This window comes from Rosenbergiella epipactidis, from assembly GCF_018494055.1.
Classification (GTDB): Bacteria; Pseudomonadota; Gammaproteobacteria; order Enterobacterales; family Enterobacteriaceae; genus Rosenbergiella; species Rosenbergiella epipactidis.
In genome coordinates this window covers 161,330-178,544 of sequence record NZ_JABBFQ010000004.1, presented here as the reverse complement: position 1 = coordinate 178,544, position 17,215 = coordinate 161,330, and the positions used below count along the sequence as shown (strand labels likewise).

Here is a 17,215-nt window from a genome sequence, read left to right as displayed (position 1 = left end):
GCATAAAGCAATCCTCCTTCGGGAGGATTTTTTTTTGCCAAAATGGCATTGTTTATTATTTGTTATAATTTTTTTAATGAAAAGTTAGTTTAATGAGATTAAAAAGGAGGATGGTTAGCGTTATAAAAACAAAAAAGTGAGAAATGTTGAATGAATTATTCTGAATCTTCCTCCAGTCCTTCGGCTTGGCAAAATGCGAAATCGATCTTCCGCGTGACCAGCGGTAATTTCCTTGAAATGTACGATTTCATGGTCTTTGGCTATTACGCCAGTGCCATCGCCAACACTTTCTTTCCGGGCAGTAATCCGTTTGCCTCATTAATGCTGACGCTGATGACCTTTGGCGCAGGGTTTTTGATGCGCCCCCTTGGGGCGGTAATTCTTGGTACCTATATTGATCAGCATGGGCGGCGTAAAGGATTATTAATTACGTTAGGGTTAATGGCTTTGGGGACATTAACGATTGCTGTTGTTCCGGGTTATCACACTCTCGGTATATTCGCGCCAATATTAGTCCTGGTGGGTCGCTTACTCCAAGGCTTCTCTGCCGGCGTGGAGTTAGGGGGAGTATCCGTATATCTTTCCGAAATAGCCCCTCCGGGACGCCGTGGCTTTTTTGTTAGCTGGCAGTCAGGTAGCCAACAAATTTCAGTGATATTTGCCGCATTATTAGGATTAGGGCTGAACCACCTGCTAGGTAAACAGGCGGTTTCCGATTGGGCATGGCGGATTCCCTTCTTTATTGGCTGCATGGTAGTACCTTTCTTATTTTATATTCGTCGTTCACTGGAAGAGACTGAAGCTTTTAAAGAGAAAAAACATCGTCCGGGTATGCGTGAGATTGCACGTTCCGTGTTACGGAACTGGGCATTAGTGATCGCAGGGATGTTTATGGTGGTCACCACCACTGTTATGTTTTACATGATTACCGCATTTACCCCAACATTTGGTAAAGCAGTGCTGAATATGAGTGATCAGCAAAGCTTTTTAGTGACGCTCTTCGTCGGTATCTCTAACCTGTTTTGGCTACCGCTTATGGGGGCGTTGTCTGATCGAGTAGGTCGCCGTCCATTGCTTATTATATTTACGTTATTAATGATTTTTACGGCATGGCCAGCATTACGTTGGCTGGTCGCCACCCCCACCTTTGCTCACCTCATTGAAACCGAATTATGGCTGTCCTTTCTTTATGCTAGCTATAACGGTGCGATGGTAGTTTGGCTGGCAGAAGTGATGCCGGCTGACGTGAAAGCCTCAGGATTCTCTCTAGCTTATAGCTTAGCCACCGCGCTGTTTGGTGGTTTTACTCCGGCGGTATCAAGCTTTTTAATTCATAGCACAGGGGATAAAGCGATGCCTGGGGCATGGTTGACTCTTGCGGCTATTTGCGGGTTTGTCGGATCGCTATGGTTGGGCTGGCTAGTTAAGCGTTATCAGCGCTCGGCTTTATAGTCGGATGGATTTGCAGCAGCAGGCTGAGGTTCCTCCTCTGCTACTAGCCTAAAATTTCCCTTAATTTAATCATCATATTCCTAAAAGAATTGTTCACTGGTGGTCGAATCACGTAATATTAAATAAGTTAATCATTATGCGAGTAAGCAAGTCGCCTAAGCTGCCTAAGCAGAGCTAAGTAGGAGAGCCAGTTGGACACAATGAATATGATGCATGTAACGTGGGACAGTGGCTTAGTGATCGCCTCTGTATTTATTGCGTTCCTCGCCTCTTTCTCAGCTTTAGACACCGTCGCCAGAGTGACGGATAGCCGCGGAATGAAGGCCCTGTTATGGCTAATAGGCGGCGGGGCAGCGATGGGGATTGGCATATGGTCGATGCATTTTATCGGTATGATGGCGATGCATTTTACTATGCCGATGCGTTATAACCCGAGTGAAACGGTCTTCTCTATTGTTGTCGCGGTTCTCGGGGCTATTATTGCGTTATGGGCGGTGTTCCGACATAACCAATTTACATTAACGAATCTACTCTTGGGATCGATAATTTTAGGGACTTCGGTTGTCGCGATGCACTACACCGGAATGGCCGGTCTGCGTATTAACCAGCCGATTATCTGGCAGAAAACGCCGGTTATTATCTCGATTGTGATCGCATACTCCGCCTCAGCCGTCGCATTGTGGTTGGCATTTCGGCTGCGAAACAATGAGGCGGGAGTACTAAACCGGCGTTTTATTGCGGCATTAGTGATGGGGGCGGCGATTGCCGGTATGCACTATACCGGAATGTATGCCGCCCACTTCGATACGACGATGCAGGTCATACCGGGGGGGCTCGGTTCACAGCGTTTGACCATTTGGGTATTTATGTTCACCTTGGTCATTCTCGGCAGTAACCTATTTGGTGCGATGATAGAGTCCCAACTTAGGGTATCTCGGATGGCCAGTAAACTTAAGCAGACCAACGAAGAACTGCGTCAGATGGCGTTGCACGATCCTTTAACCAAACTAGCGAATCGTACCCTTTTTGAAGATAAACTTAATGATTATATTCAGCGCGCTAAGCAAAATGCCTCAAGCTTTAGTCTGCTGTATATGGATCTCGATGGGTTTAAAATGGTAAACGATGCTTATGGCCACGATATCGGCGATAAGTTATTGGTGGAAGTGGCGAAGCGTCTTAATGCGGCGGTGAATCCGAGCGATATCTTGGCTAGAGTTGGGGGTGACGAGTTTGTTTTACTTTCACATGCCAGCTCTGAAGCTGAGGCATCGAGGCTAGCAGAAACCTTAGTTGCCGCGATTGAACCGGAGTTCACCGTTGAAACCTATGAGTTAAGAGTTTCGCTAAGTATAGGTATTGCGATGTTCCCTGCGCATGGGATCGAAGCACGAGAGATGCTGTTTAATGCCGATTCGGCGATGTATCACACCAAGAACAGTGGACGTAATGGTTTTAGTGTATATCAACCGTCGATGAGTCCGATTGGCCGCAGCCAGGTGCAACTTAAAAATGAATTATGGCGTGCCATTCACAATAACGAGCTACGGTTATTCTATCAACCTAAACTCAATGTTACGTCTGGTGAGATCATCGGCTACGAGGCACTGGTTCGTTGGCAGCATCCGGAGCGAGGTTTGAAAACACCGGATAAGTTTCTGCCGATCGCTGAGCAAACGGGAATGATTTTGTTACTGGGTGAGTGGGTATTAAATGAAGCCTGCCGTCAGCTCGCGATTTGGCACCAACAAGGTGCTGATCACCTCTCCATTTCAGTCAATCTCTCTGCTCAACAATTTGAGCAGAAAAGCTTGATCTACTTGGTGACCAGGACGCTTGAAGAGTATTGCCTTGCTCCCGACAAGTTGATTTTAGAGATCACCGAAACGACTGCGATGCGTTATCCGCAAGAGAGTATTAAGATCCTAGAAGAGTTGAAAGCGATTGGCGTACAAGTGGCCATCGATGATTTCGGGACAGGATATTCAAGCTTACTCTATTTGCAAAATATGCCGGCGACGGAACTCAAAATTGACCGAGCTTTTATCAACAGTATCGGTCATAAAGACACTGACCCTCGACTTCTCTCGATGATTATCGAACTGGCGAAAAATATGAATTTGAATATTGTTGCGGAAGGCGTGGAGAGTGAAGAACAGCAGACTTACTTGGTCAATTTAGGCTGTGATGTGCATCAAGGTTATTATTTTAGCCGCCCGGTACCACCCTCTGAAATCACGGTGACCACCACTAAGTATCAAGCGCGGGCGTAAAAGACGTTGCGGACCTTATTAAGGTCCGCAATAAGCGATATTAGTTGTGCGCGGTGCCAGGGTGTGACTCGGCATTCATCGCAGCTAAATCTTTATCGATTAAGAACAATCCATTCGAGCTATTCTCAAGCATTCCTAGTTTATCCAGAACTGTTTTGAATAATTTCTCTTCTTCATGTTGTTCGGCAACATACCACTGCAGGAAGTTAAAGGTCGAGTAGTCCTGCGACGTCATCGCAGCATGCGCCAGTTCGTTAATTTTTTGAGTAATCAGTTGTTCATGACGGTAGGTCAAATTGAACAGATCGCTGACCGAATCAAAGGTGACCGGCGGGGCTTCAATCGTCCCCAGCACAGGTAATGCGCCTGCATCGCTAAGGTAGTTGAAAAGGCGTTGCATGTGGTCCATCTCTTCACGCGAATGAGTACGTAAAAAAGACGCGGCACCTTCAAGACCTTTATCGCTGCACCAAGCGCTCATTTGCAGGTAAAGGTTGGCAGAGTAAAACTCAAGATTAAGTTGTTCGTTTAAGCGAGAAACCATATCAGGCGTCAGCATAGTTGTATCCCCAAAAGTAAAATCGGCTGTCTATGGTTAATAATTATGCACTAAGCCTACGGATAAATAAAGTACGAACATAAAATAAATCCATTTAAATCAATCAGTTAATAATAAAAATCATTTCAGATATTGAATGTAATTGTTAATCATTCTTAGTCCGCATTATCCACCTCTAGGTTGTCGTGCCCCATGGCGCAATTTTTATTCTGACTAAGCCATTGGGTAATACCGAACCCTAGGGAAATCGTGTAAACTAACGGCAATTGTCTTTAAAGAGTGCTCAAGTACTCGCGAACATCAGGAATTAAAGTTAAAAGCATGTCTACAGAACGCCTTCTGCAAGAAGTCGCCCTTCGGCGCACTTTCGCTATCATTTCTCACCCTGATGCAGGTAAAACCACAATCACTGAAAAAGTTCTGCTATTTGGGCAAGCTATTCAGACTGCGGGAACGGTTAAAGGACGCGGTTCAAACCAACACGCGAAATCCGACTGGATGGAAATGGAAAAACAGCGGGGGATATCGATTACGACCTCTGTGATGCAGTTTCCTTACCATGACAAACTGGTCAACCTTCTCGATACCCCAGGGCACGAAGACTTCTCGGAAGATACCTATCGCACCTTAACGGCGGTAGACTGCTGCCTGATGGTTATTGATGCGGCAAAAGGGGTAGAGGATCGTACTCGTAAATTGATGGAAGTTACCCGTTTACGCGACACCCCCATCCTCACCTTTATGAATAAATTGGACCGCGATATCCGTGATCCAATGGAATTGCTCGATGAAGTCGAAAGCGAGTTAAAAATAGCCTGTGCGCCGATCACTTGGCCTATTGGCTGCGGGAAGCTTTTTAAAGGCGTTTACCATCTTTATGATGATGAAGTGATTTTATATCAGTCAGGTAAAGGTCATACCATTCAAGAAGTCCGTAAAATCAAAGGGCTAAATAACCCAGAGGTCGATGCGGCAATTGGCGACGAACTGGCAGGTCAGCTCCGCGACGAGCTAGAACTGGTTCAGGGGGCTTCCCATGAATTTGATCGCGAACTGTTTCTACAAGGCAAACTTAGCCCAGTATTTTTCGGTACCGCTCTCGGTAACTTTGGTGTCGATCATATGCTAGATGGGTTAGTCGACTGGGCACCGTCACCAATGCCTCGTTCTACAGACCAACGACAAGTTATTGCGGGAGAAGATAAGTTCTCTGGTTTTGTCTTTAAAATCCAAGCGAACATGGACCCTAAACACCGTGACCGTGTTGCCTTTATGCGTATCGTCTCTGGTAAATATGAGAAAGGCATGAAAATGTATCAAGTCCGTACCGGGAAAGATGTCGTCATCTCTGACGCGCTAACCTTTATGGCCGGTGATCGTGCGCATGTTGAAGAGGCTTGGCCGGGCGATATTATCGGTCTGCATAACCACGGTACGATTCAAATTGGTGACTCGTTTACCCAAGGCGAGAAAATGAAGTTCACGGGGATCCCTAACTTCGCTCCAGAATTATTCCGTCGTATTCGTCTGCGCGATCCGTTAAAGCAGAAGCAGCTGCTTAAAGGGCTGGTCCAGCTCTCTGAAGAGGGGGCGGTACAGGTTTTCCGCCCGATCAGTAATAATGACTTAATCGTGGGGGCAGTGGGTGTCCTGCAGTTCGATGTGGTCGTTGCACGCTTGAAATCAGAATACAACGTTGAAGCTATTTATGAATCGATTAACGTGTCGACGGCGCGTTGGGTAGAATGCGATGACGTTAAAAAATTCGACGAGTTTCAGCGAAAAAATGAAGTTAACCTCGCATTGGATGGCGGTGATAATCTCACCTACATCGCACCGACGATGGTAAACCTCAATATTACCCAAGAACGTTACCCAGACGTTATTTTCCGCAAAACCCGCGAACACTAGTAGTGATAAACCCACCCTTACGGTGGGTTTTTTTTAATCTCGCCAGTCAGTTAAATCTTAAAACCGCACAAAAAAAATAAACTCTACTATTCTTATTTCAATACCGATTGAAGGAAAGAATACGACTTTCTCAGGGAGCGGCTAACGAGTGCTCTCCGAGAAAAAGATGCTATGAAAGTGAAATTAAATATTAAAACAGTTGTGCTAGTGGTGTTAGGCCTTAGCGCTCTGGGAAGTTTAGAGGTTACCGCCCAACAGAGTCATTCGTTAGTGAGCCAATCGGTCCATCATGTTGGCCATTTTCTGAGTGATACTGCGGTAACGGCTAGAGTCAAAGCAGCTATCTTGGACGATAAAAAGATTCAAGTCGCTTCTTTATCTGTAAATACTGAACAAGGAAAGGTAACGGTCAGTGGTTTTGTGTCGACGATGAAAGACAAAAACGCTGTTCGATTATTAGTTCAGAAAATACCTGGCGTCGACAACTTGGACAATCAATTGCGCGTTCGACGTTCAAATGAGAGTTCGGTCAAAGTTTATGCCAGTGATGTTGCTACGACGAGTGAAGCCATCATGCGCCTCTTTGTTGATAAACAGATCACGACCCGTCATCTCCATGTAGCGACGCGGCACGGTGAAGTTTTCCTCACTGGCGCGGTGCCCACCGACTCGGAGAAGCAGCAAGCAGAAAAACTGGTTAACGAAATTTCAGGTGTTCAAAAAGTCAAAAATGAGCTGAAGGTAGAACGCTAGTCTGTCTAAAGCTGAGTAATTACATCCATCATTTGTTGTTAAGCAGAGTGAATTCAATAAGGAGTGGCTTATGTTTCGTTGGGGAATTATCTTTTTAGTTGTCGCATTAATCGCTGCCGCACTCGGCTTTGGTTCGTTAGCCGGCACGGCTGCTTGGGCCGCGAAGATTGTCTTCGTTGTGGGTATTATTTTATTCTTAGTGAGTCTCTTTACTGGACGCAAGAAGTTATAGTACGGGTACGACGAATCTGGCTAGCAAGGACGCTGGCACATACTTTTACTCCCTATGCCTTATATTGATACTCACTGCCATTTTAATTTTCCTGTCTTTGCACAAGATCTTACGCAAAGCCTTAACCTTATTCGGCAAGCCCAGCTTCAAGCGATTGTGACGCCTGCCACACAGGTAGCAGATTTTGATGCTATTTTACGCCTTGCCGGTTCTAATCCCGAAATTTTCCCCGCGCTAGGCCTACACCCTTTGTGGACGGCTCAACACCATGATCAAGACCTACGCCGACTACGACAGCTGTTAGATAACCATGATGAAGTGATAGCCATTGGCGAAATTGGCGTCGATTTCTTCACCGACGAATTGGTAGCTTTAGCGCCACGGCAATGGGAAATTTTATCGCTTCAACTAGGATTAGCGAAAGAGTACAACCTTCCGGTTATCCTCCACTCGCGCAAAAGCCATGATCCCTTATCGAAAGTCCTCAAGGATGCTGCACTGCCGGCGACGGGAGTGATCCACGGCTTTACAGGAAGCTACCAACAAGCAAAACGTTTTATCGACTTGGGGTTTTACCTTGGGGTGGGGGGCAGTATTAGCTATCCACGTGCAAATAAAACGCGAGAAGCATTGGCGAGAGTTCCGCTAGAGCAGTTAGTGCTAGAGACCGACGCACCGGATATGCCGCTCAACGGTTATCAAGGTGAAATCAATCGACCTGAGCGTGTCGTCACGGTCTGCCAGATACTGGCGGAATTGAGAGGCGAATCGGTTGAGAAGATTCGAGATTGTGCTTGGCAAAATAGTCTACGTCTTTTCCCAAAATTATCGACGGTATTATCCTAATTATTAAGGTGAGATGATACATCTTGCTAATAGCTCACACTAAATTGTTAACAGTTTGGTATAATTGCCAAAACATTAAGATTGAGTAACGGATAATGACTGATTTAACCCAGACCGCTAAATTTGCTTTAGGGCTGATGGATTTAACCACGCTAAACGATGATGATACCGAGCAAAAAGTTATAGCACTTTGTCAGCAGGCTAAAAGTACTCTAGGGAACACCGCTGCAGTATGCATCTACCCGCAATTTATTGCGACGGCGCGTCAGACGTTACAATTGCAAGAAACGCCTGAAATTAAAATCGCAACCGTCACCAACTTTCCTCATGGTAATGCTGATATCACCGTAGCCGTAGCGGAAACCCGTGCGGCCATTGCGAGTGGTGCTGATGAGGTGGATGTCGTTTTCCCTTGGCGCGCGCTGCAAGCCGGTGATGCGGATATCGGTTTCAAACTGGTTAAAGAGTGTAAAAGCGTCTGCGCATTGAGTGGCGTCTTACTGAAAGTTATCATTGAAAGCGGTGAGTTAACGCAAGCCGAACTCATTCGCCAAGCCAGCGAAATTGCTATCGATGCTGGGGCCGACTTTATTAAGACCTCAACCGGTAAAGTCCCCGTCAACGCTACATTAGACGCTGCACGAATTATGCTAGAAGTGATCCGCGATAAAAACAAAGCGGATAGCGTAGGATTCAAAGCGGCGGGTGGCGTGCGCACTACCGAAGATGCCGCGGCTTATTTAGCACTCGCCGCCGAGGTATTAGGTCCAGATTGGGCTGATAAGCGACATTTTCGTTTTGGTGCATCAGGCCTATTGAGTAGTTTATTAGCAACCTGCGGTGAAGGCGAGCAAGACCTGCAAGCGAAATATTGAGACTCTTACTGATAATCGGTGCATACTGTTCTGATCGATAATTTTTTATCTCACTGGCCTTATTAAGGAGATGAGTATGAAACGTGCCTTTGTAATGGTTCTTGATTCATTCGGAATTGGTGCCAGCCAAGATGCGGAAAAATTTGGCGACAAAGGGTCAGATACCTTTGGTCATATTGCTGAAGCCTGTGCAAAAGGCTTAGCCGATCAGGGCCGAAAAGGGCCGCTGACGCTGCCGAATTTAACCTCGCTTGGCTTAGTGAAAGCTGCAGAGATCTCAACCGGAAAGATTGCAGCAGGAATGGACGGCGATGTTGAGGTTATTGGTGCTTATGCCAGCGCGCAAGAGCTCTCCTCAGGTAAAGACACGCCTTCTGGACACTGGGAAATTGCTGGTGTGCCTGTTCTTTTCGATTGGGGCTACTTTCCAGAGAAAGAGAACTCCTTTCCAGAAACGCTACTCAAGCAGTTGGTAGAAGAGGCGGAATTACCGGGCTACTTGGGCAACTGTCATTCATCCGGCACCGTGATTTTGGATGCGTTGGGCGAAGAGCATATGCGCTCAGGTAAACCGATCTTTTATACCTCTGCCGACTCTGTATTCCAGATTGCTTGCCATGAAGAGACTTTCGGTCTAGAGCGCTTGTATCAATTATGCGAAATTGCTCGCAAATTGTTGACCGATGGTGGCTACAACATTGGGCGGGTTATCGCACGTCCGTTTATTGGCGAGAAAACAGGGCAGTTCGAGCGTACGGGTAATCGACATGATTTAGCCGTGGAACCTCCTTCACCTACCGTCCTTGCCAAGCTTAAACAGGCTGGGGGAGAGGTGATCTCCGTAGGTAAAATTGCAGATATTTATGCCGAACAGGGGATCACCAAGAAAGTGAAGGCCACTGGACTCGATGCTCTCTTCGATGCCACGATCAAGGAAATGGAGCAGGCGCCAGATAACAGCATAGTCTTTACTAACTTTGTCGACTTCGATTCAAGTTGGGGCCATCGCCGAGATGTGCCAGGTTATGCAGGAGGCTTGGAGTTATTCGATCGCCGCCTCCCTGAGTTAATGGCCCAAGTGCAGGAAGGCGATATTCTCCTGCTGACGGCGGATCATGGTTGCGATCCAACGTGGTCTGGGACGGACCACACACGTGAACATATTCCAATTTTGATCTATGGCCCGGGTGTGACGCCTGGTTCATTGGGTCAGCGCGAGACCTTTGCCGACATAGGGCAAACCTTAGCGAAATTTTTTGAGCTCGAGCCGATGCAATACGGTAAAGCGCTATTTTAATTGTGATCGGATGGCTTATAAGCCCTGCCGACAATGTGAAAGGAAAAGATAAAGATGGCAACTCCACATATTAATGCAGAAATGGGTGATTTCGCTGACGTCGTATTGATGCCGGGTGATCCGTTACGTGCGAAGTTTATCGCAGAAAACTTTCTCGAAAACGCGGTAGAAGTTAACAATGTTCGCGGTATGCTGGGTTTTACCGGTACCTATAAAGGACGTAAAATTTCAGTCATGGGACACGGAATGGGTATTCCATCTTGTTCCATTTATGCGAAAGAGTTAATCACCGAGTTTGGTGTGAAGAAAATTATTCGCGTTGGCTCCTGCGGTGCAGTACTGCCTCAGATCAAACTACGTGATGTTGTGATCGGACTTGGAGCCAGTACGGACTCAAAAGTGAACCGTATGCGCTTTAAGGATCACGACTTTGCTGCGATTGCCGATTTCGATATGGTCAACAATGCGGTCACGGCGGCGAAAGCATTGGGCGTAGAAGCAAAAGTGGGAAATATCTTCTCTGCCGATCTCTTTTACTCTCCTCAGCCTGAAATGTTTGATGTAATGGAAAAATACGGCATTTTAGGGGTGGAAATGGAAGCTGCTGGAATCTATGGTGTTGCAGCTGAATTTGGTGCGAAAGCGTTAGCTATTTGTACGGTTTCAGACCATATCCGTACTCATGAGCAAACGACCGCTGAAGAGCGTCAAACCACCTTCAACGATATGATTAAGATTGCTCTGGAATCTGTATTGCTAGGTGACTAATTCGTTAGTTAATCCGTATCATCGTTAGGTAGAAGAGCGCTTAGGGCGCTCTTCTTTGTTATCAAATGACACACTTTATTTAGTCTTAGCGTCGAATGTTACTGGCCCTAAGAGTGAATCCCATTATTATAGGCGTTGAAATTTTGTGGCCCTCCAATAGTTGTTGTCGATGAATCTGCGTAATTTTGAAACTGAAAAAAAATTATTTACCCGTCGAGCGCTGGTGGCGTTAGGCTTTGTATGCCTATGCTTTACCATTCTCGGAATTAATCTCTGGCACTTACAGATTCAGCAACACGCCTATTACCAGACACGATCCAATGCTAACGACATCAAAATGATCCCCATTGCGCCTACGCGTGGGATGATTTATGACCGTAATGGGATCCCGCTGGTTCAGAACGTGACGCAATACGATCTCCAGTTGACGCCTTACAACATCACCAATATGCAGGATACGTTGGATCAACTGGCACCCATTATTGATCTTACGCCAGAAGATATCGCAGATTTCAAAAAACGCTTGAAATCGACAAGCCGCTATAAGCCGATTGTCGTGAAAGAAGAGTTGAGTGAGGAAGAGATTGCTCGCTTCTCAGTCAATGAGTACCGTTTTCCAGGGGTGAGTATTAACTCGTTCCAAGATCGTTTTTACCCTTATGGCGCCTCCTTGGCACATGTCGTAGGCTATGTCTCGAAAATCAATGACCGCGATGCGCAACGCCTGAATGCAGAGGGCGTCGGCGAAAACTATGCTGCCGACCATAATATCGGTAAGCAGGGCATCGAGGGCTATTATGAGTCAGCACTACACGGTAAAACCGGCTATCAAGAGGTTGAGGTAGATAACCACGGGCGAATTATACGTGTGTTGAACGAAGTGCCACCGACAGCGGGAAAGAATATCTGGCTGACCCTAGATTTACATTTACAACAATATGTCGAAAGCCAGCTTGTGGGCCAACGTGCTGCAGTATTGGTCGAAGATCCGCATGATGGTTCCGTCCTCGCGATGGTATCAAGCCCGAGTTACGATCCAAACCCGTTTGTTAAAGGGATAAGCTACCAATCTTACAAACAGTTACTGCAAGACAAAGACTTGCCATTGATTAACCGAGTGACTCAAGGACTCTATCCTCCCGCCTCGACGGTTAAACCTTATATGGCGATGTCTGCGCTATTGAATAATGTGATTACGCCGCAGACAAGTTTCTTCGGTGCGCCAACCTGGACGCTACCCGGAACTGACCGTCGCTATCGTGACTGGAAAAAAACCGGCCACGGTATGTTGAATGTTACGCGAGCTATTGAAGAGTCAGCCGATACCTTCTTCTACCAAGTCGCTTACATGATGGGCATCGACCGAATACATCATATGTTGAGTCAATTCGGTTACGGCAAATTATCAGGTATTGATCTTAATGAAGAGTATCGTGGTCTACTTCCTAGCCGTGAATGGAAACTGAAGGCACGCAAAAAGGCGTGGTACCAAGGTGATACCATCTCCGTTGGTATTGGACAAGGGTATTGGATTGCTACGCCAATTCAAATGGAGAAGGCACTGGTTACGCTGTTAAATAACGGTAAAGTGATGATCCCTCACTTGCTACAGAAGCAGCAGTTGGGGGATCAAGTCGAGCCTTATAAAGCACCAGCACAATTTACTCAGGTGGGAATGGCCGATTCTCCCTACTGGGGACTTGTGCGTCGCGCGATGTTCGGTATGGCGAACGCCCCGAACGGAACAGGTTATAAATACTTCCATACCGCCCCCTATGGTATTGCGGCGAAGAGTGGTACCTCTCAGGTCTTTAGCTTGCGTCAAAACCAAGTCTATAATGCCAAAATGATCCCCGTACGTTTACGCGATCATATTTTCTACACGGCCTTTGCACCCTTCGATGACCCGAAAGTGGCCGTTACCCTGATTTTGGAAAATGGCGGAAGCGACGGTGTAGTGGCAGCGCCTGTGATGCGTAAAATACTCGACCACATCATGTTGCCACATGACTCGGATGCCAGTTTAACGCCGGGCCAAGGTGTCCCCGCAATGCTACCGGTAGAAAGTGCCCATCCAGGAGCAATCCTGGCGACGCCCACCGAACCGGTTACTACCGCAACACCGAAACCAGCTATAGCTCAGCCTAGATGAGGGTAAACACAGCAAGTTGTCGCAAAGTTGAGCAAACGGATTTAATTTTAACAAAGAGTGTTGACGAGACAGCGTGAATAGGGTTTAATGCGCCCCGTTGCCCGAATAGCTCAGTCGGTAGAGCAGGGGATTGAAAATCCCCGTGTCCTTGGTTCGATTCCGAGTTCGGGCACCACTATTTAGAAGCCCTGCAGAAATGCGGGGCTTTGTCATTTCTGCAACGACCTAAGCAGCAAATCCTCTTGATTTATCTAGCACTAATCCCATTCTACTGGGCGACTCGTCATCAGCTTGCAGAGGATCACCCTATCCAGTATGCTCTCTATTAAGGTGATGGTGCTCCACCTTTCCCAACCGCCAAGATTCTCTTGGATGATGACGCCTGATATATATAACGTTACCCATATTAATGGCTTATATGTCAGGACTCGTGATGAAAAAAACTATGCCACTCACCTTTTCCGTACAGTATTTCCTTTATCCGCGTCTCCCACATCGATTGGAGGACGGATTCACCCTCAATATACAAAAACGCCCCATCAACTCACACTTTCTCTCGCATTCATGCTTTGTCTTTGGAGGATAAGATGTTCAAATCATTATTAGCCGTCATTATTGGAGGCTCACTAGGGTGCGTGATTCGTTGGTTGTTAACATTGAGGTTAAACAGCCTATTCCCTAATTTACCGCCCGGAACCCTACTGGTTAATTTGCTTGGTGGTTTTATTATCGGTGGGGCAACAGCCTATTTTCTGCGTCAACCACAACTCGATCCTTACTGGAAAGTGCTGATTACAACCGGACTCTGTGGCGGAATGACCACATTCTCAACATTTTCGGTAGAGGTGTTTTCTCAGCTGCAGGTTGGAAACTATTTGTGGGCCATAGGGTCAATACTGGTGCATGTGATCGGCTCCTTATTGATGACCGCATTGGGATTCGCAGTGGTGACTGTTATCAGCTAATGCTCAACGAAGAGTCTTGGCACATAAATAATGGACATTCCTCGCCTCGAGGAAAAAGAGAGGGAAGATGTCAACGTATAGAATAGGTATAGATGGCGGCGGAACACATTGTCGCGGACGTTTAGTCGATAGTCAGGGTAACCTCCTTGCCGAGTGTCGTGGTGGGACTGGAAACGTCTACAGTCACTTTGAGTCGGCGTTAGCAGAGGTTGAGGCAGTGATCATTGAACTTTTCACCCTCGCAAACATACCGCTAAGCCGATACGAAGAGAGTGCTTTAGTCGCTGGGCTGGCAGGTGCGAATGTGCCAAGTGTTCTTCAACGGCTCGCGCAGTGGCATATTCCTGGCCTACGACACAAAATTCTTTCTGATGTAGAAACTGCCTGTATTGGTGCCCACCAAGGTCGACCCGGTACCATATTTATCTGTGGGACGGGTAGCCAAGGCGCTACTTGGGACGGTCACCGTTTTCAACTGATGGGGGGATGGGGATTTATGCTATCCGATCTTGCCTCAGGGGCCGTACTTGGGCACAAAGCATTACGCTTGGCACTGCTGGCACACGAAAAGATCCTGGCCGAAAGCCCCTGTACGCATCATATTATGAGCACCTTTCAACATAACGCAGATAGAATGCTGTTATGGACTCAACACGCCCAACCCAAAGATTGGGCGCAGTATGCTAAGTGTATTTTTGATTACGCATTACAAAATGATCCTCATGCCTTGGATCTGGTCAAATCCTGCGCCGCTGAGGCCGAAATAATGCTTAACGCGCTAATGCAAGACTCACAGCATGATATTGCATTATTTGGGGGGATGGCTAAACCATTGACCCCTTGGCTCTCTACAAATTTGCGTCAGAAGTTGGTTGAGCCCAAAGGTGATGCGTTAGACGGTGCTATCCAGCTCGCCAAGCAGCTTTGAAGATAGGAAAGATCTTAATTAATTCTCAACCTTTAGGGTTAAGAGGTTGAAGTTAAGTAACAGGGTAGAAAATGTTAAGATTTAAAATCTTATAAATCATAGAGTTATTATTTGGCCACTAATCTCTACGAGCAAGGATACTCATGTACACCAAGAAAATTGATAAGTTTTATAGGGAAATTTGAATCTGGGTTCCTATAAATCCTGAGATTTATCATCATGTTAATTTGAGTATCTTTACATTATTACTTATAAACTCCTATACTTAGCTTAATTTCGACCTTAGGGCACGAGCAAAGGGCCTTTACTAAGCGCTCAGATAGGTCTTAAAACTAGAATTAACGCATTGTTGGGCTATACTCAGAGGTGTAGTAAGTTGTTATGTCATACTCCAATGCAAGGAGGTTTATTTGTATATTTCTGATGAAGTAAAGCGTAATGAATTGATTGGTGAAGTTACCATCCGCCTTATCTTCAACAGGGAAGAAGTCACCACGGATAATTTAGTTAGCGAACTTAAAGCGATGGCCGAGAGCGAAACTGATGAGGTCCGTTTGCTACTGATGCATGAAGTAAGGCGCTGGTTATTGGGTTACCTAGGTTTAGGCTGCCTCACCCCAGAGCGTGCTGGATGGCTGGATAAGTTAGAGTCCGCATCGCTCCGTTCGCCAGCTGATTTACGACTAGTGGTTTCTCGCGATGAGGATTAACCCTAACTAGTAGGGCTTGTACCTCAATGGCAAGCCCTTATCCCCTCACATCTCCCTCTTAGTATGTAAAGAATCCCTTAATACAGCAATTTATCTAATCTTATCTGTACAAGTGCGTGTAATTTGTTTATTTTGTAGGTAATAGTTAGGATCCTATGAATAGACAAGGAGCTAGAAATGCGTCAGCAAAACCATGAATTTTCTCTTGCCAAGCAAAATAACTCTTTCTCAATGATTGAAAATTTATCTGATGATCAACTGATGGGGAGACTCATCGTCGAGCTACTCGAATCGGGCAAAAGCCTTAATCGAAAAAGTATCTGTGCCAAGCTCATGAATTGTATTGAACTTGCAGAGAGTGATGCGGAGATCAAACGTTATCAAGATTTGATGTTAATGGTACTTGAAAGAGAATTGAACTAATGGTCAACGAGAGCGGCTTTACTCAAAAATGTGTGGATGACATCATAGGAGAAGCCGTGATCGCACTGTTAGAGTCGGGGGGGCCAATAACGACCTCATCCCTACTGACTCAATTGACCGATATGGCAGAGATATCCGTCAATCAGCAAAGAACTGAGGCGTGTCTACAAGGCATCGTCGAAATTAAACAAAGCATCTCTAAAAATTACCGAGAACGAAGTCAATTTCTCCGCAATCAAAGCTCCTTATTCGAAAGCAGCAATACTCTACACCGCTATGACACTAAACATTGATTTCTTTCTAGGAGATATGCCTCCTAAGCCACTCAACATGCTCACAGACAGTGCTGACTACCGTCTGATGGGGCGCACAACCTTGGCGGTAGATTTTATCTCAACCATCGATAATCGCTTTGAAAAAGAAAAAAAAGTTCTTGGAAGAACAGTGAAAACATTATTGATGGAGACGGGTGCTATCAGTAACAAGGCAATTATCATCAGCCTAGTAAAACAACTCGAATTATCCCATGATCTCGACAAATCACTTGTCTTACGTAGTGCACTCGAAATCATTGTCGGTATTACACCCGATGATATTTTCTAAATAATTCCCTCCTTTCGTTAATATTCCAACAATATATTTATTAAATATTAAAATCTAAGAGATACTTTTATTACTTAGCTAATTAAAATTAATACTTGAACCTATAAAATATTATTGTAAAAAATAAGCTATTATATTTTATTTGAAAAATAAACTTTAAATATCGCAGTTTATTATAACTACGATCTTTTGATGTTGAAGAATTTATATAACAGCTATATTCGCGTAGTGAATATAAAGTTTTATAGAGTAAAATATCGTGATAATAAATTACAGATAGCTCAAGTATTGTCAAATTCGTTTTACAGCGTATAAAAATCGATATACTATGTCGCTCAAATCGAATACTTAGCCATATATAGATATTTTTATGAGACAAATATCGTTGTTTAAATAAAATTAGGTTCAATATTTATTTATCGCTAATTAAATATTTCTGAATAATTGATTATATTAATGAATAGGTGG

General features: G+C 45.4%; 17 protein-coding genes, 1 tRNA gene and 1 riboswitch. Of the genes, 17 read left to right on the top strand and 1 reads right to left on the bottom strand.

Annotation, left to right across the window (positions count from 1 at the left end; genetic code table 11):
- Positions 1–150 precede the first annotated feature (150 nt).
- Both tcuC and HGT71_RS08900 read left to right on the top strand, forming a co-directional pair.
- Complete coding sequence (tcuC, locus tag HGT71_RS08905; RefSeq protein WP_214217463.1) at positions 151–1,452, top strand: MFS transporter; 1,302 nt, start codon at positions 151–153, stop codon at positions 1,450–1,452.
- Positions 1,453–1,652: 200 nt separating this feature from the next.
- On the top strand, positions 1,653–3,725 hold the full coding sequence (locus HGT71_RS08900; RefSeq protein WP_244986473.1) for a putative bifunctional diguanylate cyclase/phosphodiesterase: 2,073 nt from the start codon (positions 1,653–1,655) through the stop codon (positions 3,723–3,725).
- 40 nt (positions 3,726–3,765) lie between these two features.
- On the opposite strand, the gene ftnA is transcribed toward HGT71_RS08900, so the two are convergent.
- Positions 3,766–4,284, bottom strand: coding sequence for a non-heme ferritin (gene ftnA / locus HGT71_RS08895; protein WP_048912697.1), 519 nt, complete (start codon positions 4,282–4,284; stop codon positions 3,766–3,768).
- A gap of 321 nt (positions 4,285–4,605) precedes the next feature.
- Here ftnA and prfC point away from each other — a divergent pair, with 321 nt between their 5' ends.
- The 15 genes from prfC (at position 4,606) to HGT71_RS08820 (ending at position 16,747) form a co-directional block, all read left to right on the top strand.
- Positions 4,606–6,195 (top strand): peptide chain release factor 3, encoded by a 1,590-nt coding sequence (gene prfC / locus HGT71_RS08890; RefSeq protein WP_048912695.1) that lies wholly within the window; start codon positions 4,606–4,608, stop codon positions 6,193–6,195.
- Positions 6,196–6,366: 171 nt separating this feature from the next.
- The gene (locus tag HGT71_RS08885; protein ID WP_214217462.1) at positions 6,367–6,948 is read left to right on the top strand and encodes a BON domain-containing protein; all 582 of its coding nucleotides are present in this window, start codon (positions 6,367–6,369) and stop codon (positions 6,946–6,948) included.
- Positions 6,949–7,018: 70 nt separating this feature from the next.
- Complete coding sequence (locus HGT71_RS08880) at positions 7,019–7,180, top strand: DUF1328 domain-containing protein (protein ID WP_092673132.1); 162 nt, start codon at positions 7,019–7,021, stop codon at positions 7,178–7,180.
- A gap of 54 nt (positions 7,181–7,234) precedes the next feature.
- Positions 7,235–8,026: a TatD family hydrolase gene (locus HGT71_RS08875; protein WP_214217461.1), complete on the top strand. Its 792-nt coding sequence runs from the start codon at positions 7,235–7,237 to the stop codon at positions 8,024–8,026.
- Positions 8,027–8,121: 95 nt separating this feature from the next.
- A complete protein-coding gene (deoC, locus tag HGT71_RS08870; RefSeq protein ID WP_214217460.1) occupies positions 8,122–8,901 on the top strand; it encodes a deoxyribose-phosphate aldolase in 780 nt (259 codons plus the stop codon).
- Positions 8,902–8,977: 76 nt separating this feature from the next.
- Entirely contained in the window at positions 8,978–10,198 is a 1,221-nt protein-coding gene (gene deoB, locus HGT71_RS08865) for a phosphopentomutase (RefSeq protein WP_214217459.1), read from the top strand.
- A gap of 54 nt (positions 10,199–10,252) precedes the next feature.
- Positions 10,253–10,966, top strand: a complete 714-nt coding sequence (gene deoD / locus HGT71_RS08860) for a purine-nucleoside phosphorylase (RefSeq protein WP_048912690.1) — start codon at positions 10,253–10,255, stop codon at positions 10,964–10,966.
- 169 nt (positions 10,967–11,135) lie between these two features.
- The gene (gene mrdA / locus HGT71_RS08855) at positions 11,136–13,118 is read left to right on the top strand and encodes a penicillin-binding protein 2 (RefSeq protein ID WP_214217458.1); all 1,983 of its coding nucleotides are present in this window, start codon (positions 11,136–11,138) and stop codon (positions 13,116–13,118) included.
- Positions 13,119–13,217: 99 nt separating this feature from the next.
- A tRNA-Phe gene (locus tag HGT71_RS08850) sits at positions 13,218–13,293 on the top strand.
- A 145-nt stretch (positions 13,294–13,438) separates the two neighbouring features.
- Positions 13,439–13,510: riboswitch (Fluoride riboswitch) on the top strand.
- 195 nt (positions 13,511–13,705) lie between these two features.
- Complete coding sequence (gene crcB, locus HGT71_RS08845; protein ID WP_214217457.1) at positions 13,706–14,083, top strand: fluoride efflux transporter CrcB; 378 nt, start codon at positions 13,706–13,708, stop codon at positions 14,081–14,083.
- 67 nt (positions 14,084–14,150) lie between these two features.
- Positions 14,151–15,011, top strand: a complete 861-nt coding sequence (locus HGT71_RS08840; RefSeq protein ID WP_214217456.1) for a glucosamine kinase nucleotide-binding domain-containing protein — start codon at positions 14,151–14,153, stop codon at positions 15,009–15,011.
- A gap of 410 nt (positions 15,012–15,421) precedes the next feature.
- Positions 15,422–15,721, top strand: coding sequence for a hypothetical protein (locus HGT71_RS08835; RefSeq protein WP_048913606.1), 300 nt, complete (start codon positions 15,422–15,424; stop codon positions 15,719–15,721).
- Positions 15,722–15,898: 177 nt separating this feature from the next.
- The gene (locus HGT71_RS08830) at positions 15,899–16,144 is read left to right on the top strand and encodes a biofilm development regulator YmgB/AriR family protein (protein WP_214217455.1); all 246 of its coding nucleotides are present in this window, start codon (positions 15,899–15,901) and stop codon (positions 16,142–16,144) included.
- Positions 16,144–16,437, top strand: a complete 294-nt coding sequence (locus tag HGT71_RS08825; protein ID WP_214217454.1) for a hypothetical protein — start codon at positions 16,144–16,146, stop codon at positions 16,435–16,437. Before HGT71_RS08830 ends, HGT71_RS08825 begins: the two co-directional genes overlap by 1 nt.
- Before the next feature lie 37 nt (positions 16,438–16,474).
- Positions 16,475–16,747, top strand: coding sequence for a biofilm development regulator YmgB/AriR family protein (locus tag HGT71_RS08820; RefSeq protein WP_214217453.1), 273 nt, complete (start codon positions 16,475–16,477; stop codon positions 16,745–16,747).
- Positions 16,748–17,215 lie beyond the last annotated feature (468 nt).